Origin of the sequence: Archangium lansingense (assembly GCF_026626635.1) — a bacterium.
Lineage (GTDB): Bacteria > Myxococcota > Myxococcia > Myxococcales > Myxococcaceae > Archangium > Archangium lansingense.
Map to the genome: position 1 here is coordinate 11,101,500 of NZ_JAPNKA010000001.1, position 16,718 is coordinate 11,118,217.

The following is a 16,718-nucleotide window of genomic DNA, read 5'->3' on the forward strand; positions in this document are numbered from 1 at the left end:
GTCACCGCCGGCAAGCGCTTCGTCTTCAAGGAGCCGCCCAGGCCGGAGGAGTCAGTGGGCGGTGTCCTCGCCGTCTTCCGGCTTCAGCGTGACCCCGGCCTTGGACTGGGCTCCCCTCTCCGCGTGCCGGGCCTCCAGCTCGGCCTGCCTGAGCGCCCGCTGCTGGTCGTGGCGGGCCACGAGCTCCTGGCCCATCTGGATGAAGTCCGCGAGCACCGGCCAGTGCTCCCGGCAGAACGCCAACTCCCGCTCCGGGAGCAGCGCGAGCGACAACAGGGTCATGTAGATGAACTCGCGGTCGCGCTCGGGGTCCACCTTCCATTGCGCATAGGCGCGGAACAGCCGGAGCCGGGTACACACGAGCCTGTCAGCCATCACCACCGGCCAACTGGCCTCCATCAGCTTCAAGGCCGCGCCCAGATGCCCCTCACGGCAGAGGATGGCCACCTCGGGCAGCACCAGGAAGGAGACCTTCGCCCCAAAGCGGGCGTGGGCCTCGCCGAGCCAGCGTCTGGCGCGTGAGGTCTTCCCCAGCATGGCGAGGCACAGCGAGAGGTGGGCGGGCAGGATGAGCGCGTCCATCCACATCGAGCGCGGCAGTTGCTGCTCCATGAGCGGCTCCAACACGGCCGCGGCCTCCGCGTACCCGCCCAGGTTCATGCGGCAGAACCCCACGCCCGCCAACGCCGCTGTGCGTCGGGGTCCCCGCGAGCAGCGGGCCGCCGCCTGGAAGTGCTCCTCCGCCCGCGGGAGCCATCCTCCCCCCTTGCGTAGCTGGTGGCAGGCCCGGCGGAAAGAGAGGGACCAGCAACTCCAGTGCAACAGCATCCGCACCGCGGCGGCGGCACACACCAGCGCGCCCAGCACGAGCACGGACAGGACAGCGCGCGGGTACACGTCCGGGCGCGTCGAGGTGGACAACAACCAATCCATGAGAGGGCTCCAGACTGACGGCGGAGGTCCAGTGCCCAACCCTACCGCGAACGTCACCCCGGGTCACGCGTCAGGACGAGGCGCGGACGCGCCCCGTGCAACGGGCTCGGAGCCAGTTGCGCTCAGGAAGGAGTGGGAAGCGTCCGCGGCGCGGGCTCCACGCCCAGCACCCGCGCCAGCTTGGGCCGCACCCCGAAGGAGCCCAGCAGCGACTCCAGCTTCGCGCGCGCCTGCCGGTTCTCCCGGTGCACCCGCCGGCCGAGAATCAGCTCGTTCTTCAGCGAGTGCTCCCAGCCCGTCAGCTCCGTCACCGTCACCTGGTAGCCGAAAGCCTCCAGCGTCAGCGCGCGGATGACGTTGGTGAGGTGGCTGCCGAACTCCCGCCGGTGCCAGGCGTGCTGGTAGAGCAGCGCCAGCGTCGGGTCCACCGCCTGCTTGCTCTCCTTGAGCTGCTGGGCCACCTCCGCCTGGCAGCACGGCACCACCGCCACGTGGTCCGCACCCTTCTGGATGGCCACCGCCAGCGCGTCGTCCGTCGCCGTGTCGCACGCGTGCAGCGCCATGAGCACGTGGATGCGCTCGGGCCACTGCGCCTCGTCCAGGTGCGCCGTCTGGAACTCCATCCGCCCGAAGCCCAGCCGCCCGGCCCGCTCCTTCGCCCGCTGCGTCAGCTCCGGCCGCCCCTCGACGTTCAGCAGCGTGCCCGCCTCGGCGTCCTTGAGGAACAGCTCGTAGAGGATGAAGCCCAGGTACGCGTTGCCGCTGCCCGCGTCCACCACCACGGGCGCACCATGGCGCGACTGCACTTCCTCCATGGCAGGCCGCAGCAGGCCCACCAGGTGATTGACCTGCTTGAGCTTGCGCAGCGCGTCCGCGTTGAGGTTGCCCTCACGCGTGAGCAGGTGCAGCTCACGCAGGAGCTCCTTGGATTGATCCGGCAGAAGCTCCCGCCGGACCTGCTTGCCTTTGACTTGCCGCCTCAGACGGACACCACTTCGGTGACCTCGGGGACGAGCTCACGCAGGCGCGTCTCGATTCCCATCTTCAAGGTCGCCGTGGACGAGGGGCAGCCTGCGCAGGCGCCCTTCATGTGCAGGTAGACGATGCCTTCCTCATAGCGGTCCAGGGTGATGTCGCCGCCATCCTGCGCCACCGCCGGCCGGATCTCCGCGTCCAGGATGTCCTGGATGCGCGCCTCCACCGAACCGCCTGCACTCACAGCCGTGCGCGCCGCCGCCAGCGCATCCTCGTTCACCGCCGGCAGCCCCGCCGTCAGGTGCTCGTCCAGCGTGCCCATCACCGCGTCATTCAGCTCATCCCACTCGCCCTCGTCCCCCTTGGTGACGGTGACGAAGTTGCTGCCCACCATCACCGCCGTCACGCCCTTGATGCCCATGAGCTTGAGCGCCAGCGGCGACTTCTCCTCCGCCGCCTGCTTGCTCGTGATGTTCACCGCCCCGGATGACACGAGCCGCCGGTCCACCACGTACTTCAAGGTGCTGGGGTTGGGCGTCCACTCGAGCTGGATGTTCACCGACATGTGGAAATCTCTCCTGTGCCCATCCTCTAAGCCGCCCGCCCTTCCGTGGCAACCGCGAGCTGAGGGGTTACCTCCCTCTCGGGTTGCTTTATCTGACAATCAGAACTTTACTGGACTTCAGTGAATCACTGGTCAGGCATGATAAGCTGAGAACACGGTGGGCTTTTCCACCGGGGAGACGTTCCATGGAGAGCTCGAGTCTGTTGGTGCACCCCCCCCGAGTGGCAGCGCAGCCGCGCATCCCATCGAGCGTGTTCGAGGGCCTGTTCGTCCGGGGACTGGAGCCGAACAGCGAACTGAGCCGGGCGCTGGAAGCCGAGGGGTATGACCGCCGGTGCCCCGAGGTCGACTACCCCGTGCAGGTGTGGAAGCGGTGCGTGGCGATTGCCCGGGACATGGCCTATGGGGAGCTGAGCGACGCGGATGCCTACCGCATCCTCGGCCGCAAGCTGACCCAGGGGTTCGCGGACACGCTGATAGGCCGGGTGACCGTGGTAGCCATCCCCATGATTGGCCCGGCGCGTGTGGTGGAGCGGCTGCCGCGCTACCTGGCGATGATGGGGCGGCCGGACCTGGAGGTGCAGTTGGCGTCGGTGGGCGAGCGCGCCCGGCGCATCACCATCCCCGACATGCACAACCGCCCGGAGTTCATCGCCGGCGCGCTGGAGGCGGCGCTGGAGCGGGCCCACGTACAGCCCATCGTCAGCGTGGAGGAGCGCCTGGTCCAGGGCTTCCGCCTCCTCGTGCGATGGTAGAGAGCGCGCCATGACCTTTCCCCCTCGGCTGGCGCACCTGGCCACGCGCCCGGTGGTGGTGGCGAAGCTGATTCCCACCTACGCACGCGCCCACAACATCGACGAAGACGAGGCCGCCCAGCGGCTGTCCTCCGCCCTTCAGGGCCGGCTGCTGCCCTCGCTGCTGGAAGAGGCGTGGCTGGCCATGCGGGGCAAGTCCAAGCGGCTCAACGACGAGGGCCTGCTGGAGAAGGTGGCCACCACGCTGAAGGATCGGCCGACTCGCCCCGGGCGGGTGGCGGAGCTGACGCCCGCGTGGAGTGCCTTCCTGGTGCTCGCGGACCTGGAGGCCGGCACCGCCAGCGAGGCCGCGCGCAGGGTGATGGAGTCGCCCGAGGGCCGGCAGCGAGCCCAGGCAGGACTCGCAGAAGTGGGCCGGTTCCTCGCCGCAGAGCTCACCCGGGGCCGCTAGGCCGCCATTCCCACCGACCTTCTGGACGCGCACCGCGCGAAGTTGTCCAACAGTTGGACAACTTCGCGCGAGCTGGCGGGCCCGGCGCGTGGCCGTTATAGGCTGCGGCCGCCCGACGATGTCCGACCCGCTGCCGCCCACCCTGCGCATCCATCGCGCCATCACCGAGGTTCCCCGGGGAGCCTGGGACGCGTTGCTCGACGATGCGGCCCGGCCCTTCCTGGAGTGGGCCTTCCTCGCGGCGCTGGAGGAGAGTAGCAGCGTGGGTCCCCATGTGGGCTGGCACCCGCGCCACCTCACCCTCTGGAGGGGCACGCGGCTGGTGGCGGCGGCCCCCGCGTACCTCAAGGACGACAGCCACGGCGAGTTCGTCGCCGACGGCGCCTGGGCCACCGCTGCAGAGCGGCTGGGCGTGCGTTACTACCCCAAGCTGGTGCTGGCCGTTCCCTTCACGCCCGTCACGAGCCGCCGGCTGCTGGTGGCCTCCGGCGAGGACCGGACGGCCCGGGAAGCGGAGCTCGCCCGCGCAGCCCTGGAGTACGCCCGCGCCGAGGGCTTCTCCAGCGTCCACGTCCTCTTCCCCACCGAGGCCGAGGCCACCTCCTTGGAGTCCGCTGGCTATGCGGTGCGCTTGGGCGTCCAGTACCAGTGGCGCAACGCGGGCTACGGCTCCTTCGAGGACTTCCTCGCCCGCTTCCACACACGGAGGCGACACCAGCTCCGCCGGGAGCTCCGGGCCCCAGCTGCCCAGGGCCTCACCCTGCGCACCCTCCGGGGCGATGCCCTGGCTGGAGTGAACCCGGAAGACCTCTACCGCCTGTATGCCTCCACGGTGGACAAGTACCCCTGGGGCCGGCGCTTTCTCACCCCGGACTTCTTCGCGCGGATGCTGTCCACCTTCTCTCACGCCTGCGAGGTGGTGGAGGCCCGCCGGGAGGGCCAGCTGGTGGCCGGCGCCTTCAACCTGGTGGGCCCCCGGGTGCTCTACGGCCGATACTGGGGGAGCCTCGAGGAGAACCCCTTCCTTCACTTCAATGTGTGCCTCTACCACCCGATGGCCGACGCCATCGCCCGAGGGCTGGAGCGCTTCGAGCCGGGGGCGGGGGGCGAGCACAAGCTCACCCGGGGGTGCGAGCCGAGCCTCACCCGGAGCGCTCACTTGCTCTTCCACCCAGGGGTCGACCGGGCGGTACGCTCCTACCTGGAGCACGAACGGGCGGCCGTGCTGGCTGGCCTGCCCCGGTGGCGGGCCGAAACAGGATTCAAGCGGGGGCCGTTGGTGCCCCCTACTCGTTAGAGGGAGACCATGTCCCGAGAGAAGTACGACCCGGATTCCAACGTTGTCACGGAGACGGTGCCGCAGAAGAAGCTCAAGCGGCCCACCCTCTACAAGGTACTGCTGCACAACGACAACTACACCACTCGGGAGTTCGTGGTGGCCGTCCTGAAGGAGGTCTTCCACAAATCCGAGGCGGACGCCGTGCAGATCATGCTGCACGTTCATTACAACGGAGTCGGCGTAGCTGGCGTTTATACGTTCGAGGTCGCCGAAACGAAGGTACGGACCGTGGAGGCGGCGGCGCGGGAGAATGGCTTCCCGCTGCGCCTCTCGATGGAACCAGAGGAAGGTTGAGACCGTGGCAGGACCGCTGATTGCCAAGGCTTTGCAGGACAGCTTCCGCAACGCGCTGGAGGAAGCGCACCGGATGCGTCACGAGTACCTGACGCTCGAGCACCTGTTGCTCGCGCTCACCAAGGACACCCGCACCCGCGAAGTGCTCAAGGGCTGTGGGGCCAACGTGAAGCGCCTCCAGGAGCGGCTCGAGGGTTTCCTGGAGGAGACTGTCGAGCGTCTACCCGAGGGGGTGGAGGCCGAACCGCAGCAGACCATCGGCGTGGAGCGGGTGCTGCACCGCGCCGCCATGCACGCCCTGTCCGCCGAGCAGAAGTTCATCGACGGCGGGGACATCCTCGTCGCGCTCTTCCGCGAGGAGGAGAGCCAGGCCCTCTACCTGCTGCAGCAGGAGGGGGTCAGCCGGTTGGATCTGCTCAACTACATCTCCCACGGCACCACCAAGGACGGCGCCCCGCCCTCCGAAGGTGAATCCGAGGGCGCGCCCCGGGGCATGCCCGCCGGAGATGACGAGGAGGGTGAGGGAGGCCCGCGCAAGAGCCCCCTGGAGGCCTACACCACCAACCTCAACGAAGAGGCGAAGCTGGGTCGCATCGACCCACTCATCGGGCGCCAGAAGGAGCTGGAGCGCACCATCCAGGTGCTGTGCCGGCGCCGCAAGAACAACCCGCTCTACGTGGGCGAGACGGGCGTGGGCAAGACGGCCATCGCCGAGGGCCTCGCGCTGCACATCCACGAGGGCAAGGTGCCCGAGGTGCTGAAGAACTCGGTCATCTTCTCGCTGGACATGGGCGCGCTGCTGGCGGGCACCAAGTTCCGCGGCCAGTTCGAGGAGCGCCTCAAGGGCGTGCTCAAGGCGCTGCAGGAGCACCCGGACGCCATCCTCTTCATCGACGAAATCCACACCATCGTCGGTGCGGGGGCCACCAGCGGCGGCTCCATGGATGCGTCCAACCTGCTCAAGCCCGCGCTGGCCAGCGGCAAGCTGCGCTGCATCGGCTCGACGACGTACCAGGAGTTCAAGGCGTCCTTCGAGCGGGACCGGGCCCTGTCGCGGCGCTTCCAGAAGATTGAGGTGGGCGAGCCGAGCGTGGAGGACACCATCCTCATCCTCGAGGGGCTCAAGAGCCGCTACGAGGACCACCACGGGGTGAAGTACGTCACCGAGGCCCTGCGGGCGGCGGCGGAGCTGAGCGCCAAGCACATCAACGACCGCTTCCTGCCGGACAAGGCCATCGACGTGGTGGACGAGACGGGTGCGGCCGAGCGCCTCAAGCCCGAGGGCCAGCGCACCGGGCAGGTGACGGTGGCGGACGTGGAGTCCGTCATCTCGAAGATGGCGCGGATTCCGGCCAAGAGCGTGTCCGCCAGCGAGGGCGTGCAGCTCAAGAACCTGGAGCCGGAGCTCAACAAGGTCATCTTCGGGCAGGAGCCGGCCATCAAGTCGGTGGTGGACGCCATCAAGCTGGCGCGCAGCGGCCTGCGCGCGCCGGAGAAGCCGATTGGCAGCTTCCTCTTCTCGGGCCCCACGGGCGTGGGCAAGACGGAGCTGGCCAAGCAGCTCGCCGCGGTGCTGGGCGTGGAGTTCCTGCGCTTCGACATGAGTGAGTACTCGGAGAAGCACACGGTGAGCCGGCTCATCGGTGCGCCTCCGGGCTACGTGGGCTTCGACCAGGGCGGCCTGCTCACCGACGCCATCCGCAAGCACCCCTACGCGGTGCTGGTGCTGGACGAGATTGAGAAGGCCCACCCGGACCTCTTCAACATCCTGCTCCAGGTGATGGACCACGCGACGTTGACGGACAACAACGGCCGCAAGGCGGACTTCCGCAACATCATCCTCATCCTGACGACGAACGCAGGAGCGAGGGAGATGAGCACCAAGTCCATCGGCTTCGGGGACAAGCAGGCGCCGGCGGACGCGCAGCGCGCGAAGAAGGCGATCGAGAACACCTTCACGCCGGAGTTCCGCAACCGCCTGGACGGGTGGGTGCTCTTCTCCGGACTGCCGCCCGAGGTCATCCTCAAGGTGGTGGACAAGGAGGTGGGCCTGCTCCAGAAGATGCTCACGGAGAAGAACGTGAAGCTGGAGCTGACGCCGGCGGCGCGGGCGTGGCTGGCGGAGAACGGGTACGACCCGGCCTTCGGTGCGCGGCCCATGGCGCGGCTGGTGGACAACACGCTCAAGAAGCCGCTGGCCGAGGCGCTGCTCTTCGGCGAGCTGGCGAGCGGAGGCATCGCGCGCTTCGACGTGGAGGGCGAGGGCCTGAAGCTCAAGGCCCTGCCCACCGCGGAGCCCGCTCCCGCGGCGTAGAACAAAGACCCTCACCCCTGCCCTCTCCCAAAGGGAGAGGGAGCCGAGTGAGTCCCTCTCCCCCTGGGAGAGGGTCGGGGTGAGGGTGTGGAGGACCCCGGAAATGACAAGGGCCAGGTCGGAGGGTCTCCCCTCCCCTGGCCCTTCGTCTTTCCTACCGGCGACGAACTACTGAACCCGGTAGGCCTTCACCGCGCTGCTGAGCTGGTCGGCGATGATCTGCAGCGTGGTGGCGGCCTCGCCAGTGGCGCCGATACGCGACACGGTCTCGTCCATCATCTTGGACAGGTCGCTCACGGCGGTGGTGATCTGGTTGATGCCCACGTTCTGCTGACCCACGGCGGCGGCGATCTGCCGCACGGCGGCGGCGTTGTCCTGGATGATGGAGGACAGCTCGCGCAGGTTCTTGCCGTAGGTGCGCACCTGCTCCAGGCCCGCCTCCATGCGCTGCGAGCCGCGCTCGGTGATGCGCACGGCCATGGCCACCGAGTTGCCGATATCGTCCAGCAGCTCGCGCACGCGGTCCGTGGACTCGATGGACTGGTCGGCCAGGGCGCGGATTTCGCGGGCCACCACGCCGAAGCCCTTGCCGTGCTCGCCCGAGCGCACGGCCTCGATGGCGGCGTTGAGGGCCAGCATGTTGGACTGGTCGGCCAGGTCCTTCACCGTCTGGGTGATGCTGCCGATCTGCACCGTGCGCTCACCCAGCTCGAGGATCTTCTGGGCGATCTCCTGCACCTGGGTGCGGATGTCGTTGAGGCCCACGAGCGTCTGCTCCAGGGCGGCCTCGCCCGCGCGGCTCAGCTCGTCGGCGCGCTCGGCCACGGAGAGCACCGAGTCGGCCTTCTGGGCGGCCAGGAGGCTCGTCTGACGAATCTCCTGGGCGGTGACCTGCGTCTCCTGGAGAGCGGAGGCCTGACGGGAAACCGTCTGCGACTGCTCGGCAGCGGAGCTGTTGAGCTGCTCGGTGGAGGCGTTGAGGGCCTCGGCGGCCTGCTGGAGGTTCTGCGTCACCGTGCGCAGGCGATCCACCATCTGCGCGAAGGAGCGGGCGAGCAGGCCCACCTCGCTCGAGGCGGACACATGAATGGGACGGGTGAGGTCACCGGACTCGACGATGTGGGCGGCCACATCCGCCAGCTCGCGCAGCGGGCCCACGATGGAGCGGCTCAGCATGGACACCGCGACGATGCCGCCCAGGACGATGAGCAGGCCCAGTCCCAGCATGGAGCCCCACAGCCGAGTCACCTGCTTGCCGACGTTCTCGTGCTTCATGCCCACGTGCACCACGCCGCGCATCCCACCGGCCAGCGGGGCGGCCACATCGGCGGCGGCCATCTGCTTGCCGTCGAGGGTCACCTCCACCAGCTCCTTCACCTTCACGCGCTGGCCATGGGAGAGCTCCTCGGGCTGCAGGCTGTTGGCACCGAGCAGCGTCTGGGGGACGTCCTCGGAGAAGGTGGAGGCCAGGACGTTGTTGGCGCTGTCCACCACGTAGATGTAGCCCACGCCCTCGACGTCACGGAACGTGTCGAGCAGGGGCCGCAGCGAGGTGGCGCCATCCGCGGAGGCCCGCTCGGCGGCGGCCGAGAAGCCGATGGCGATCGCCTTGCCCTCGCTGACGGTGCTGTCCACGAGGTTGCCGCGCAACCGCCCGGCGGCGACGGCGGTGAGCAGGATGGCGATGGCGATACCGACACCCGCTGTGATGAGAACAATCTTGGGGCCGATGCCGAGCGATTGATTCGAGGTAGCGTGGGTACTCACGGAAGCTCCTCAGGGGAGAAGGGCGGGGCCGGACGGACGGACCGGCACGAAAAGGGGCTCAAGCCACACCTTCCGGACCTGGAGGGCGGCTGTTGGGCATGGGGCCGCGGCGGCAGCTCATGCGGATAGTGTCGGGAATGGCGGAGAGAGGAATGCCCCTATCCGCCGCCTTCAGCTCGATGGCCACCCGGGGCATGCCGAACACCACGGAGGAGGCCTCGTCCTGGGCGAAGGTGACGCCGCCGGCCTTCTTGATGTCCAGCAGGCCACGAGCCCCATCTTCACCCATGCCGGTGAGCACGCCGCCACCCGCGCGGCTGCCGTAGGTGCGCGCCAGCGAGGACAACAGCAGGTCTCCAGAGGGGCACGGTCCGCCACGCGTACGCGTCAGCCGCACCACTCCGTTGCCCTCCACCGTCAGGTCGTGCCCGTCGAGCGGGAAGTACACCCGACCCGGCTCCAGCCGCTCGCCCTCACGGCCGATGACGACCTTCAGGGACGTCACCTGCGAGAGCCAACGCACCATGCCGGGGGTGAAGCCCTCGGTGATGTGCTGGGCGATGACGATGGGCACAGGCAGGTCCGCCGGGAGGCGCGAGAGCACCTCCGACAGCGCGGGAGGCCCGCCGGTGGAGGCCGCCAGGCCGAAGATGTCCACGCGCGCCCCGGTGACGGGCGGCGGCGGGGAGGCCATGCGCACGCGCCGGGAGATGACCGGCACTTCCGCCATCAGGCACACCGACTCGGCCAGCTGCCGGCCCCAGCGGCGCAGCTCCTCACCACTGGTGACGGATGGCTTGCCGATGAGCTCCAGCGCACCCGCGCTCATCGCCTGGAAGCACACGTCCAGGTTGCGCTGGTCCGCCACGGCGCTCACCACCAGGATGCGCGCCGGCGCCTCGGCCATGATGGCCGCAATGGCCGCCGGTCCATCCAGGTCCGGCATCAGCAAGTCCATGGTGATGACATCCGGGCGTAACAGCCGCGCCAACGTCACCGCCCGACTTCCCGTATTGGCCCGCCCCACCACCTCGATGCGCGGATCGTCCGTCAGCAGCGCGCTGACGGCGTCGGCCATCGTGGGGGAGTCGTCCACCACCAGGACGCGGATGGGCTCCTTCCCGCTACTCATGCCCGTGCCCCTCTCCGGCTCATCACGTCCAACACCTCGGTCAACAGGCGGCCCGCGGCGCACTCACGCTTGCTGAGGTAACCATCCGCCCCTGCGGACAGACCGCGCGAACGAGCGCCCGCGCTGTCGTTGGCGGAGACGAGGATGACGGGAACCTCCCGGGTGTCCGGCTGCGAGCGCAACTTCGCGATGAGCTCGGTGCCGTTCATCTCCTCCATCTCGAGGTCGCAAATGATCACGTCGTAGGTCTCCGTCTGCAACCGCTCCATGGCGCGAGCGCCACTGGCCGCCAGGTGCACGGTGAAACCACCGGCCTCCAGCATGGCCCGGTGCAGGGCGCGCGCGGTAAGCGAGTCGTCTACCACGAGGGCCCGGCGGCTCTGCGGCATGGTCACCGACTGCGGGGTGGAATCGGTCACCACCCAGCCGGGACGTAGGATGAGCAACAGCTCGCCGCGGCTGAGGATGGCCGCGCCCTGGTAGGCGGGCACGTCGCGAACCTCGGCGGGCAGCGGGCGGATGACGAGGTCGCGGTCACCCACCACCGCGTCCACCGCGAGCGCCATGCGCTTGCCGCCGCTCTGGACGATGATGAGCGGCTGGCCCTCGGACGGAGGCGCCGAGGCGCGCAGGCCCAGGCGCGCGCCCAGGTCCATCACCGGCACCAGCTGGCCGTTGTAGTCCAGCTGCGTCTTCAGGCGGCCGATGCGCAGGTTCTCCTGGCTGGCCAGCTGGGTGGACTCCACGGCCAGCATGGGCAGGCCCACCTGCGAGTCGATGGTCCGCACCGTGAGCACCGGCGAGCTGCCCAGCTCCATGGGCAGGGTGAGCATGAAACGCGTGCCCGAGCCCTTGGTGCTCACCACCTCGATGCGGCCCTGCATGGCCTCCACCGCGGAGCGCACAGCGTCCAGGCCCACGCCGCGGCCCGAGGTGTCAGTGACGTCCGAGCGGGTGCTGAAACCGGGGCGGAAGATGAGGTCGCGGAGCTGCGCCTCGTGCATCCGCGCGCCCTCGTCCACGGAAATGAGCCCCTTGCGCTCGGCCGACGCGCGCACCATCTGCACGTCGATGCCGCGCCCGTCGTCGCTCAGCTCCAGGACGAGGATGTTGCCCTGCTGCTCCACGCGCAGGGTGAGGGCGCCCTCGTGGTGCTTGCCGACGCGCTCGCGCTCGTCCGGCATCTCGATGCCGTGGTCCACCGCGTTGCGCAGCAGGTGCACCATGGCGCCCTTGAGCTTATCCAGCAGCCGGCGATCCAGCGACACCTCGGCGCCAACCACCGAGAGCCGGGCCTGCTTGCCCAGCTGGCGCGACAGGTCGCGCACCATGCGCTGCAACGGCTCGAGGATGGTGCGCACCGGGCGCGTGGTGATGGACTTGAGGCCCTCCTCCAGGCTGTCCACGATGTCCGAGGCCTCGTGGCCGTCCGAGCGCACGCCGGCTGTCACGGAGGACAGCACCGCGCGGGCACGGGCCGTAGGCGCCAGCAGCTCGCGCGCCGTCAGCAGCTCCACCGCCTTGGAGATGTCGCGCAGACGGTCTTCCAGGCGCATGCGGAACTCGCGCAGGCGCTCCACCTCGCGCATCAGCGCCGTCACCTGGTGCGCGGCCACGCGCCAGCTGGCCTCCACCGCCGAGTCGTCCTCCGCCGCGGACACGGGAGCCTGCGACGGAGCGGCCTGCATGGGAGCGGGGGTGGCCGGCACGGCATGGACGGCCAGGGCGGCCTCCATGTCCGGATTGCCCTCCGCGGCCTCTTCCGGAGGCGGCGCGTCCGACACGAGCTGCGCCAGGGCGGCCGTTGGATCCGGCAGCGCCTCTCCGCGACCCTCGGCGTGGGCCTGCGCACGGAGCAGGAACAGATCCAGCCCGTGCAGCAGCATGTCCACCATCGACCGCGGCATGGGCTTGATGTCCTTGCGCAGCGGCGCGAGGGCATCCTCCAGCTTGTGGGCGATGGAGCTCAGGTCCTGCAACCCGAGACTGGCGGCACTGCCCTTCAGGGTGTGCAGGTGCCGAGCCAGGCGCGTGTACACCTTGGCCAGGGCCTCGTTGTCGAGGCCCTCCCGCTCCAGGTCGAGCAGGTCCAGGGTGACCTTCTGACAGACTTCCTGAGCCTCGGTGGAGAAGCCGGCCACCAGGCTCTGCAGCATGGGATCAACCGGCATTGCGAGCCCCCGTGGTCCCGGTGCCACGCGTGAAGAGGCGCGGCAGGTCGATGAGATGAATGAGCTGACGGCTACCGCTCAAGAGGATCTCCGTCACTGGGCCCTCCGAGTGCGTCCGCGCCGCCTCGACCGCCGCGGTGGGCAGGCTGAGCGGGCGGGGAATGGCCTCGCAGTCCAGGGCGCACAGCTCGCCGTCACCGCGCTCCACCACGAGCAGCACGGCGGGGTCCTGCCGCCAGCCATGGCCGCCCAGCATCGCGGCGAGGCTGAGCGCGGCAAGCACCGAGCCCTGGTAGCGCAGCACGCCGATGACGTGCGGCTGGGACAGGGCCACCGGAGTCACCAGGCGCAACGGCAGCGCCGCGCGCAGCGACTCCAGGGGAATGGCGTAGCGCTCCTCGCCCAGGGGGAACTCGGCCACCATGAGCAGGGTCTCGTCGGCGGAGCCATCGGCTCGCCCACGCAGGCGCGTCGCACGCTCCTCCAGCAGCGTGCGGACGTCCTGATCCTGAACCTCCTCGGGGCCTCGGGAAGTGGATGTCATTCGATGGCTCCCAGCGTGAGGAAGGCGTCGGCGGACGCCCTGTAGAAGCGGGCCGGAAGAGGCTCAGGCCCCTCGATGATCAAGTCCGGCGGAAGCCGGGCGGCATTGTCGCGCACGGTGTGCATGAGGGCGAAGGCAGCCTCGCGAGCCCCGGCGCGCTCACGCAGCAGGGCCAGCTCCAGCATGCCGGGAAGGTAGTCACGGAACTGTTGCAACAGTTTCTCCAGAAGCGAGGCCGCACCGGTCTCGTCGCCGCTCTCGATGCGCTGGAGCGCCTCGGTGTGCAGGCCCACGGCGGTGGGCGCGGGAGGAGGAGGCGGCGCGGTGACGCGAAGGGAGGCCCTGAAGGGCTCGGGCTCGCGGATGACGGGCTTGGGCGTCGGCGGGGGCGTCAGCTCCCGAGGCAGCGGACGGCGGAAGGCCTGCAGCTCCGGAGCCCCCACCCGCACCAGCCCCGCGGGCGGATGATCCACCTCCACGGTGCCCAGCAGCAGGAAGCCACCCGGAACGAGTGCTCGCGCCAAGTGGCCCAACGCCACCTGCACCGCGTCCGGAGAGAAGTACGTCAGCACGTTGCGGCAGAAGATGACGTCGAAGCTGCCGTGGACCTCGGCCAGCGGCTCCAGCAGGTTGCCCTGGGCAAAGCGAACGACGGCGCGCACGGAGTCGAGGATGCTCACCCGGCCCTCGGCGACCTCCAGGTAGAGGGGATGGAGCAGCGGTCCAGCCTCGCGTCGAGACCAGTTGCCGTACACGCCCCGGCGCGCCAGCTCCAGGCGGCCCTCGTGCAGGTCCGTGCCGAGCACCTCCACACGCACGCCCGGAGGCACCATGTTCTGCAGACACGCGGCGATGGAGTAGGCCTCCTCGCCCGAGGCGCACCCGGCGCTCCAGCCGCGCAGGGTGAGGTTGCCGCGGCCCAGCGCCGCGGGCACCGCCTCGTTGGCCAGGAAGCGGAACTGCTCCGGGTGGCGGAAGAAGTACGTCTCCCCCACCAGCACGGCGTCCAGCAGCGCCCGGGCCAGCGGTGCGCCAGGACGCTGCAGCTCCGCCAGCAGCTCCATGGCGGAACGGCCGCGTGCCAGCTCCGCGCGCACGACGCGATCCACCGCCGTGGGTGAGATGGCCGTGTCACGGAAACCCGTGCACGACGAGACAACCTCACGCGCCCGCGCGAGCACCTGCTGAGACTCCACCCCCGAACTCATGCGCTGCGCTCCACCCCCGCCGGCCGAAGCACACCCACGGCCTCGCGCAACAGCTCCTGCGTGGCGAAAGCCTTCGGGTCGAAGATGGGCACCGGGCGATCACTCGTCCGCAGCATGCCCATCAGCGTGTCGCGCAGCTGACCGTGATCGGCACCACCCACGCGGTCGCGCCGATCAATGTCCGAGGACTGGTACTCCTCGGGGTCCTGCACCGTATCCACGCTCAGCGCCAGCAGCACGCTGTCGATCTCCAGGATGACCAGCTTGCGCTCCTCCACCTGCTCCCGGTGCGCCACCTCCAGCCGTCTCGCCAGGTCCAGCACGCATACCGGCTGGCCCCGCAGCTCGAAGAACTCGGAGATGTAGCCCGGCCCCAGCGGCAGCGCGCGCGTGGCGGGTTGGAGGATGACCTGGCGCACACAGTCCAGCGGGATGGCGAACTCCAACCCGCCCACCGTCAGCCGCAGCAGGGCCAGAGAGCCCTGCCGGGCCCGGCGCCTCGCGTTGGCCAGGGCGTTCTCCACCGCGCTCAACAGCTCATCGGCCCGGAAAGGCTTGGCCAGGAAGAGCTCCGCGCCCAGCGACAGGCACGCCTCCGCCCGCGCCACCTCCGAGGAGATGATGATGACGGGGATGAACGAGGTGGTGGGGTCCGCCTTGAGCCGCTTGAGCACCTCGTCGCCGTCCATCTCCGGCATGGAGAGGTCCAGCAGGATGGCCTCGGGCTGCACGCGGGCCACCTTCTCGAGCGCCTCCTTGCCATTGCTCGCTGTATTCAGCGCGTAATGGCCCGAGAGGATCGCACGCTCGAGCGCGAGGATGGCATCACTGTCGTCGACGAGGAGCAGGGACGGAAGGCTCACGACTCAGCTCTCAATTCTGCGACAGAAATTTGCGCACGGTCTCTGTCAGGTCGTGATGCGAGACCGGCTTGTTGATGAAGGCATTGGCTCCGGCCTCGACGCCCCGCTGACGCAGGTCGCCGCCCCGTTCACCCGTCAGCAGGATGACCGGAACGTCGCGCACCTGAGCCAACGGGCTCTGGCGCACCTGCTTGACGAAGGTGATGCCGTCCATGCCAGGCATGTTGATGTCCGCGATGACCAGCTTCACCGGCACCAGCCGGAGAAGCTGCAGTGCCCGCGTCGCATCCTCTGCCTCGACGAACCCCATCTTCAGGTTCATGAGATAGATCTTGAGGATGTTGCGTACGGTCGGGCTGTCATCCACGAGTAGGATGTTGGCGCTCAAACCCAGGCTCCTGCCGGCGCCCAGGAATGGGAACCGGCTGAAGGAAACGGTGAGACTGTAGCGTGACCTCGCCATCCAGCAAAAGCGGGGGCGATCGAATCTGGGACTTCAGAGGGGACGGGCGAGCCCGTCCCGCCGTACAGCACTCAGCCTGCCGAGGGGGGAGAGCCGCTCTCGCCGCCTCCCTGCTCGTCCTGCTCAGGGGTCACCGGGGGCGCCCCAATGGCGTGGTAGCCGCCGTCCACGTGTACCATTTCGCCCGTAGTGGAAGGCAGCCAGTCTGAGAGGAGCGCACACGCGGTGCGAGCCACCATGTCATGGCTGGTGCGGGCATCCCACCCCAGGGGGGCCTGGGTGCCCCAGCCCTTTTCCAGGGACTTGAAACCAGGGATGCCCTTGGCGGCTATGGTGGCCAGCGGGCCAGCAGCCAGGGCGTTTACCCGGATGCCCTTGGGGCCCAGGTCCCGGGCGAGGTAGCGCACGGTGGCCTCCAGGGCCGCCTTGCAGACTCCCATCCAGTCGTAGATGGGCCAGGCCACCCGGTTGTCGAAGTCCAGGGTGACGATGGAGCCGCCCTGCGTCATCAGCGGCATCGCCGCCACGGACAGCTCCTTGAGGGAGAAGGTGGAGACGCGGAACGCCGTCTGGACACTCTCCCAGGGGGTGTTGAGGAAGTTGCCACCCAGCGCGTCCTCGGGGGCATAGGCGATGGAGTGCAGCACCCCGTCCACCCGGCCCCAGCGCTGGCGCAGCGCCTCGGTGAGGGCGGGGAAGTGGGCGGGGTTGGTCACGTCCAGCTCCAGCACCTCCGTACCCGCCTTGAGGCGCTTCGCGCTGCGCTCCGTGAGCGAGCGCGCCCGACCGAAACCGGTGAGGACGATCTCCGCCCCCTGCTCGATCGCGTGCTCAGCCACGCCGTAGGCGAGCGACTGGGGGGTGAGCACTCCAGTGATGAGGAGCTTCTTGCCCTGCAGCAGCATGCACAGGCCTTTCTGGCTAATGAGAAGGAAGTGCGGGGG

Annotated in this window: 16 protein-coding genes; 5 read left to right on the plus strand and 11 right to left on the minus strand. The window is 69.2% G+C overall.

Features of this window, described 5'->3' with window-relative positions:
- Window positions 1-51: 51 nt before the first annotated feature.
- The 3 genes from OV287_RS44385 to OV287_RS44395 form a co-directional block, all read right to left on the minus strand.
- Window positions 52-933: a hypothetical protein gene (locus tag OV287_RS44385; protein ID WP_267540110.1), complete on the minus strand. Its 882-nt coding sequence runs from the start codon at window positions 931-933 to the stop codon at window positions 52-54.
- A gap of 122 nt (window positions 934-1,055) precedes the next feature.
- Window positions 1,056-1,769, minus strand: coding sequence for a class I SAM-dependent methyltransferase (locus OV287_RS44390; RefSeq protein ID WP_373371874.1), 714 nt, complete (start codon window positions 1,767-1,769; stop codon window positions 1,056-1,058).
- A 143-nt stretch (window positions 1,770-1,912) separates the two neighbouring features.
- Window positions 1,913-2,473 carry a NifU family protein gene (locus tag OV287_RS44395; RefSeq protein ID WP_267540111.1) on the minus strand — a complete coding sequence of 187 codons (561 nt, stop codon included), beginning with the start codon at window positions 2,471-2,473 and terminating at the stop codon, window positions 1,913-1,915.
- Between the two features lie 185 nt (window positions 2,474-2,658).
- Between OV287_RS44395 and OV287_RS44400 the strand changes: the two genes are divergently transcribed.
- The 5 genes from OV287_RS44400 (at window position 2,659) to clpA (ending at window position 7,626) form a co-directional block, all read left to right on the plus strand.
- A complete protein-coding gene (locus OV287_RS44400) occupies window positions 2,659-3,228 on the plus strand; it encodes a DUF2378 family protein (protein WP_267540112.1) in 570 nt (189 codons plus the stop codon).
- A 10-nt stretch (window positions 3,229-3,238) separates the two neighbouring features.
- Complete coding sequence (locus tag OV287_RS44405) at window positions 3,239-3,679, plus strand: hypothetical protein (protein ID WP_267540113.1); 441 nt, start codon at window positions 3,239-3,241, stop codon at window positions 3,677-3,679.
- Between the two features lie 118 nt (window positions 3,680-3,797).
- Entirely contained in the window at window positions 3,798-4,976 is a 1,179-nt protein-coding gene (locus tag OV287_RS44410) for a GNAT family N-acetyltransferase (RefSeq protein WP_267540114.1), read from the plus strand.
- A 9-nt stretch (window positions 4,977-4,985) separates the two neighbouring features.
- Entirely contained in the window at window positions 4,986-5,312 is a 327-nt protein-coding gene (locus tag OV287_RS44415) for an ATP-dependent Clp protease adaptor ClpS (protein ID WP_267540115.1), read from the plus strand.
- A 4-nt stretch (window positions 5,313-5,316) separates the two neighbouring features.
- Complete coding sequence (gene clpA / locus OV287_RS44420; RefSeq protein ID WP_267540116.1) at window positions 5,317-7,626, plus strand: ATP-dependent Clp protease ATP-binding subunit ClpA; 2,310 nt, start codon at window positions 5,317-5,319, stop codon at window positions 7,624-7,626.
- A gap of 168 nt (window positions 7,627-7,794) precedes the next feature.
- Here clpA and OV287_RS44425 read toward each other — a convergent pair whose 3' ends face one another.
- From OV287_RS44425 to fabI, 8 genes are all read right to left on the minus strand, one after another.
- A complete protein-coding gene (locus tag OV287_RS44425; protein WP_420932659.1) occupies window positions 7,795-9,345 on the minus strand; it encodes a methyl-accepting chemotaxis protein in 1,551 nt (516 codons plus the stop codon).
- A 106-nt stretch (window positions 9,346-9,451) separates the two neighbouring features.
- Window positions 9,452-10,525, minus strand: a complete 1,074-nt coding sequence (locus tag OV287_RS44430; protein ID WP_267540118.1) for a chemotaxis protein CheB — start codon at window positions 10,523-10,525, stop codon at window positions 9,452-9,454.
- Window positions 10,522-12,696 (minus strand): hybrid sensor histidine kinase/response regulator, encoded by a 2,175-nt coding sequence (locus tag OV287_RS44435; RefSeq protein ID WP_267540119.1) that lies wholly within the window; start codon window positions 12,694-12,696, stop codon window positions 10,522-10,524. The genes OV287_RS44430 and OV287_RS44435 overlap by 4 nt, the downstream gene beginning before the upstream one ends.
- Window positions 12,686-13,240, minus strand: a complete 555-nt coding sequence (locus OV287_RS44440) for a chemotaxis protein CheW (RefSeq protein ID WP_267540120.1) — start codon at window positions 13,238-13,240, stop codon at window positions 12,686-12,688. The genes OV287_RS44435 and OV287_RS44440 overlap by 11 nt, the downstream gene beginning before the upstream one ends.
- Window positions 13,237-14,448, minus strand: coding sequence for a CheR family methyltransferase (locus tag OV287_RS44445; protein ID WP_267540121.1), 1,212 nt, complete (start codon window positions 14,446-14,448; stop codon window positions 13,237-13,239). Before OV287_RS44445 ends, OV287_RS44440 begins: the two co-directional genes overlap by 4 nt.
- Window positions 14,445-15,311, minus strand: a complete 867-nt coding sequence (locus OV287_RS44450; RefSeq protein ID WP_267540122.1) for a response regulator — start codon at window positions 15,309-15,311, stop codon at window positions 14,445-14,447. Before OV287_RS44450 ends, OV287_RS44445 begins: the two co-directional genes overlap by 4 nt.
- A 10-nt stretch (window positions 15,312-15,321) precedes the next feature.
- On the minus strand, window positions 15,322-15,699 hold the full coding sequence (locus OV287_RS44455) for a response regulator (protein WP_267540123.1): 378 nt from the start codon (window positions 15,697-15,699) through the stop codon (window positions 15,322-15,324).
- A gap of 146 nt (window positions 15,700-15,845) precedes the next feature.
- Window positions 15,846-16,679: an enoyl-ACP reductase FabI gene (gene fabI / locus OV287_RS44460; protein WP_267540124.1), complete on the minus strand. Its 834-nt coding sequence runs from the start codon at window positions 16,677-16,679 to the stop codon at window positions 15,846-15,848.
- Window positions 16,680-16,718: the final 39 nt, after the last annotated feature.

Excerpts from the sequence above, each read along its gene's own strand:
- OV287_RS44445 (WP_267540121.1), bottom strand. The coding sequence starts at position 14,448 with ATGAGTTCGGGGGTGGAGTCTCAGCAGGTGCTCGCGCGGGCGCGTGAG.
- OV287_RS44410 (WP_267540114.1), top strand. The coding sequence starts at position 3,798 with ATGTCCGACCCGCTGCCGCCCACCCTGCGCATCCATCGCGCCATCACC.
- OV287_RS44435 (WP_267540119.1), bottom strand. The coding sequence starts at position 12,696 with ATGCCGGTTGATCCCATGCTGCAGAGCCTGGTGGCCGGCTTCTCCACC.
- OV287_RS44430 (WP_267540118.1), bottom strand. The coding sequence starts at position 10,525 with ATGAGTAGCGGGAAGGAGCCCATCCGCGTCCTGGTGGTGGACGACTCC.
- OV287_RS44440 (WP_267540120.1), bottom strand. The coding sequence starts at position 13,240 with ATGACATCCACTTCCCGAGGCCCCGAGGAGGTTCAGGATCAGGACGTC.
- OV287_RS44395 (WP_267540111.1), bottom strand. The coding sequence starts at position 2,473 with ATGTCGGTGAACATCCAGCTCGAGTGGACGCCCAACCCCAGCACCTTG.
- OV287_RS44415 (WP_267540115.1), top strand. The coding sequence starts at position 4,986 with ATGTCCCGAGAGAAGTACGACCCGGATTCCAACGTTGTCACGGAGACG.
- OV287_RS44385 (WP_267540110.1), bottom strand. The coding sequence starts at position 933 with ATGGATTGGTTGTTGTCCACCTCGACGCGCCCGGACGTGTACCCGCGC.
- OV287_RS44400 (WP_267540112.1), top strand. The coding sequence starts at position 2,659 with ATGGAGAGCTCGAGTCTGTTGGTGCACCCCCCCCGAGTGGCAGCGCAG.
- OV287_RS44405 (WP_267540113.1), top strand. The coding sequence starts at position 3,239 with ATGACCTTTCCCCCTCGGCTGGCGCACCTGGCCACGCGCCCGGTGGTG.
- fabI (WP_267540124.1), bottom strand. The coding sequence starts at position 16,679 with ATGCTGCTGCAGGGCAAGAAGCTCCTCATCACTGGAGTGCTCACCCCC.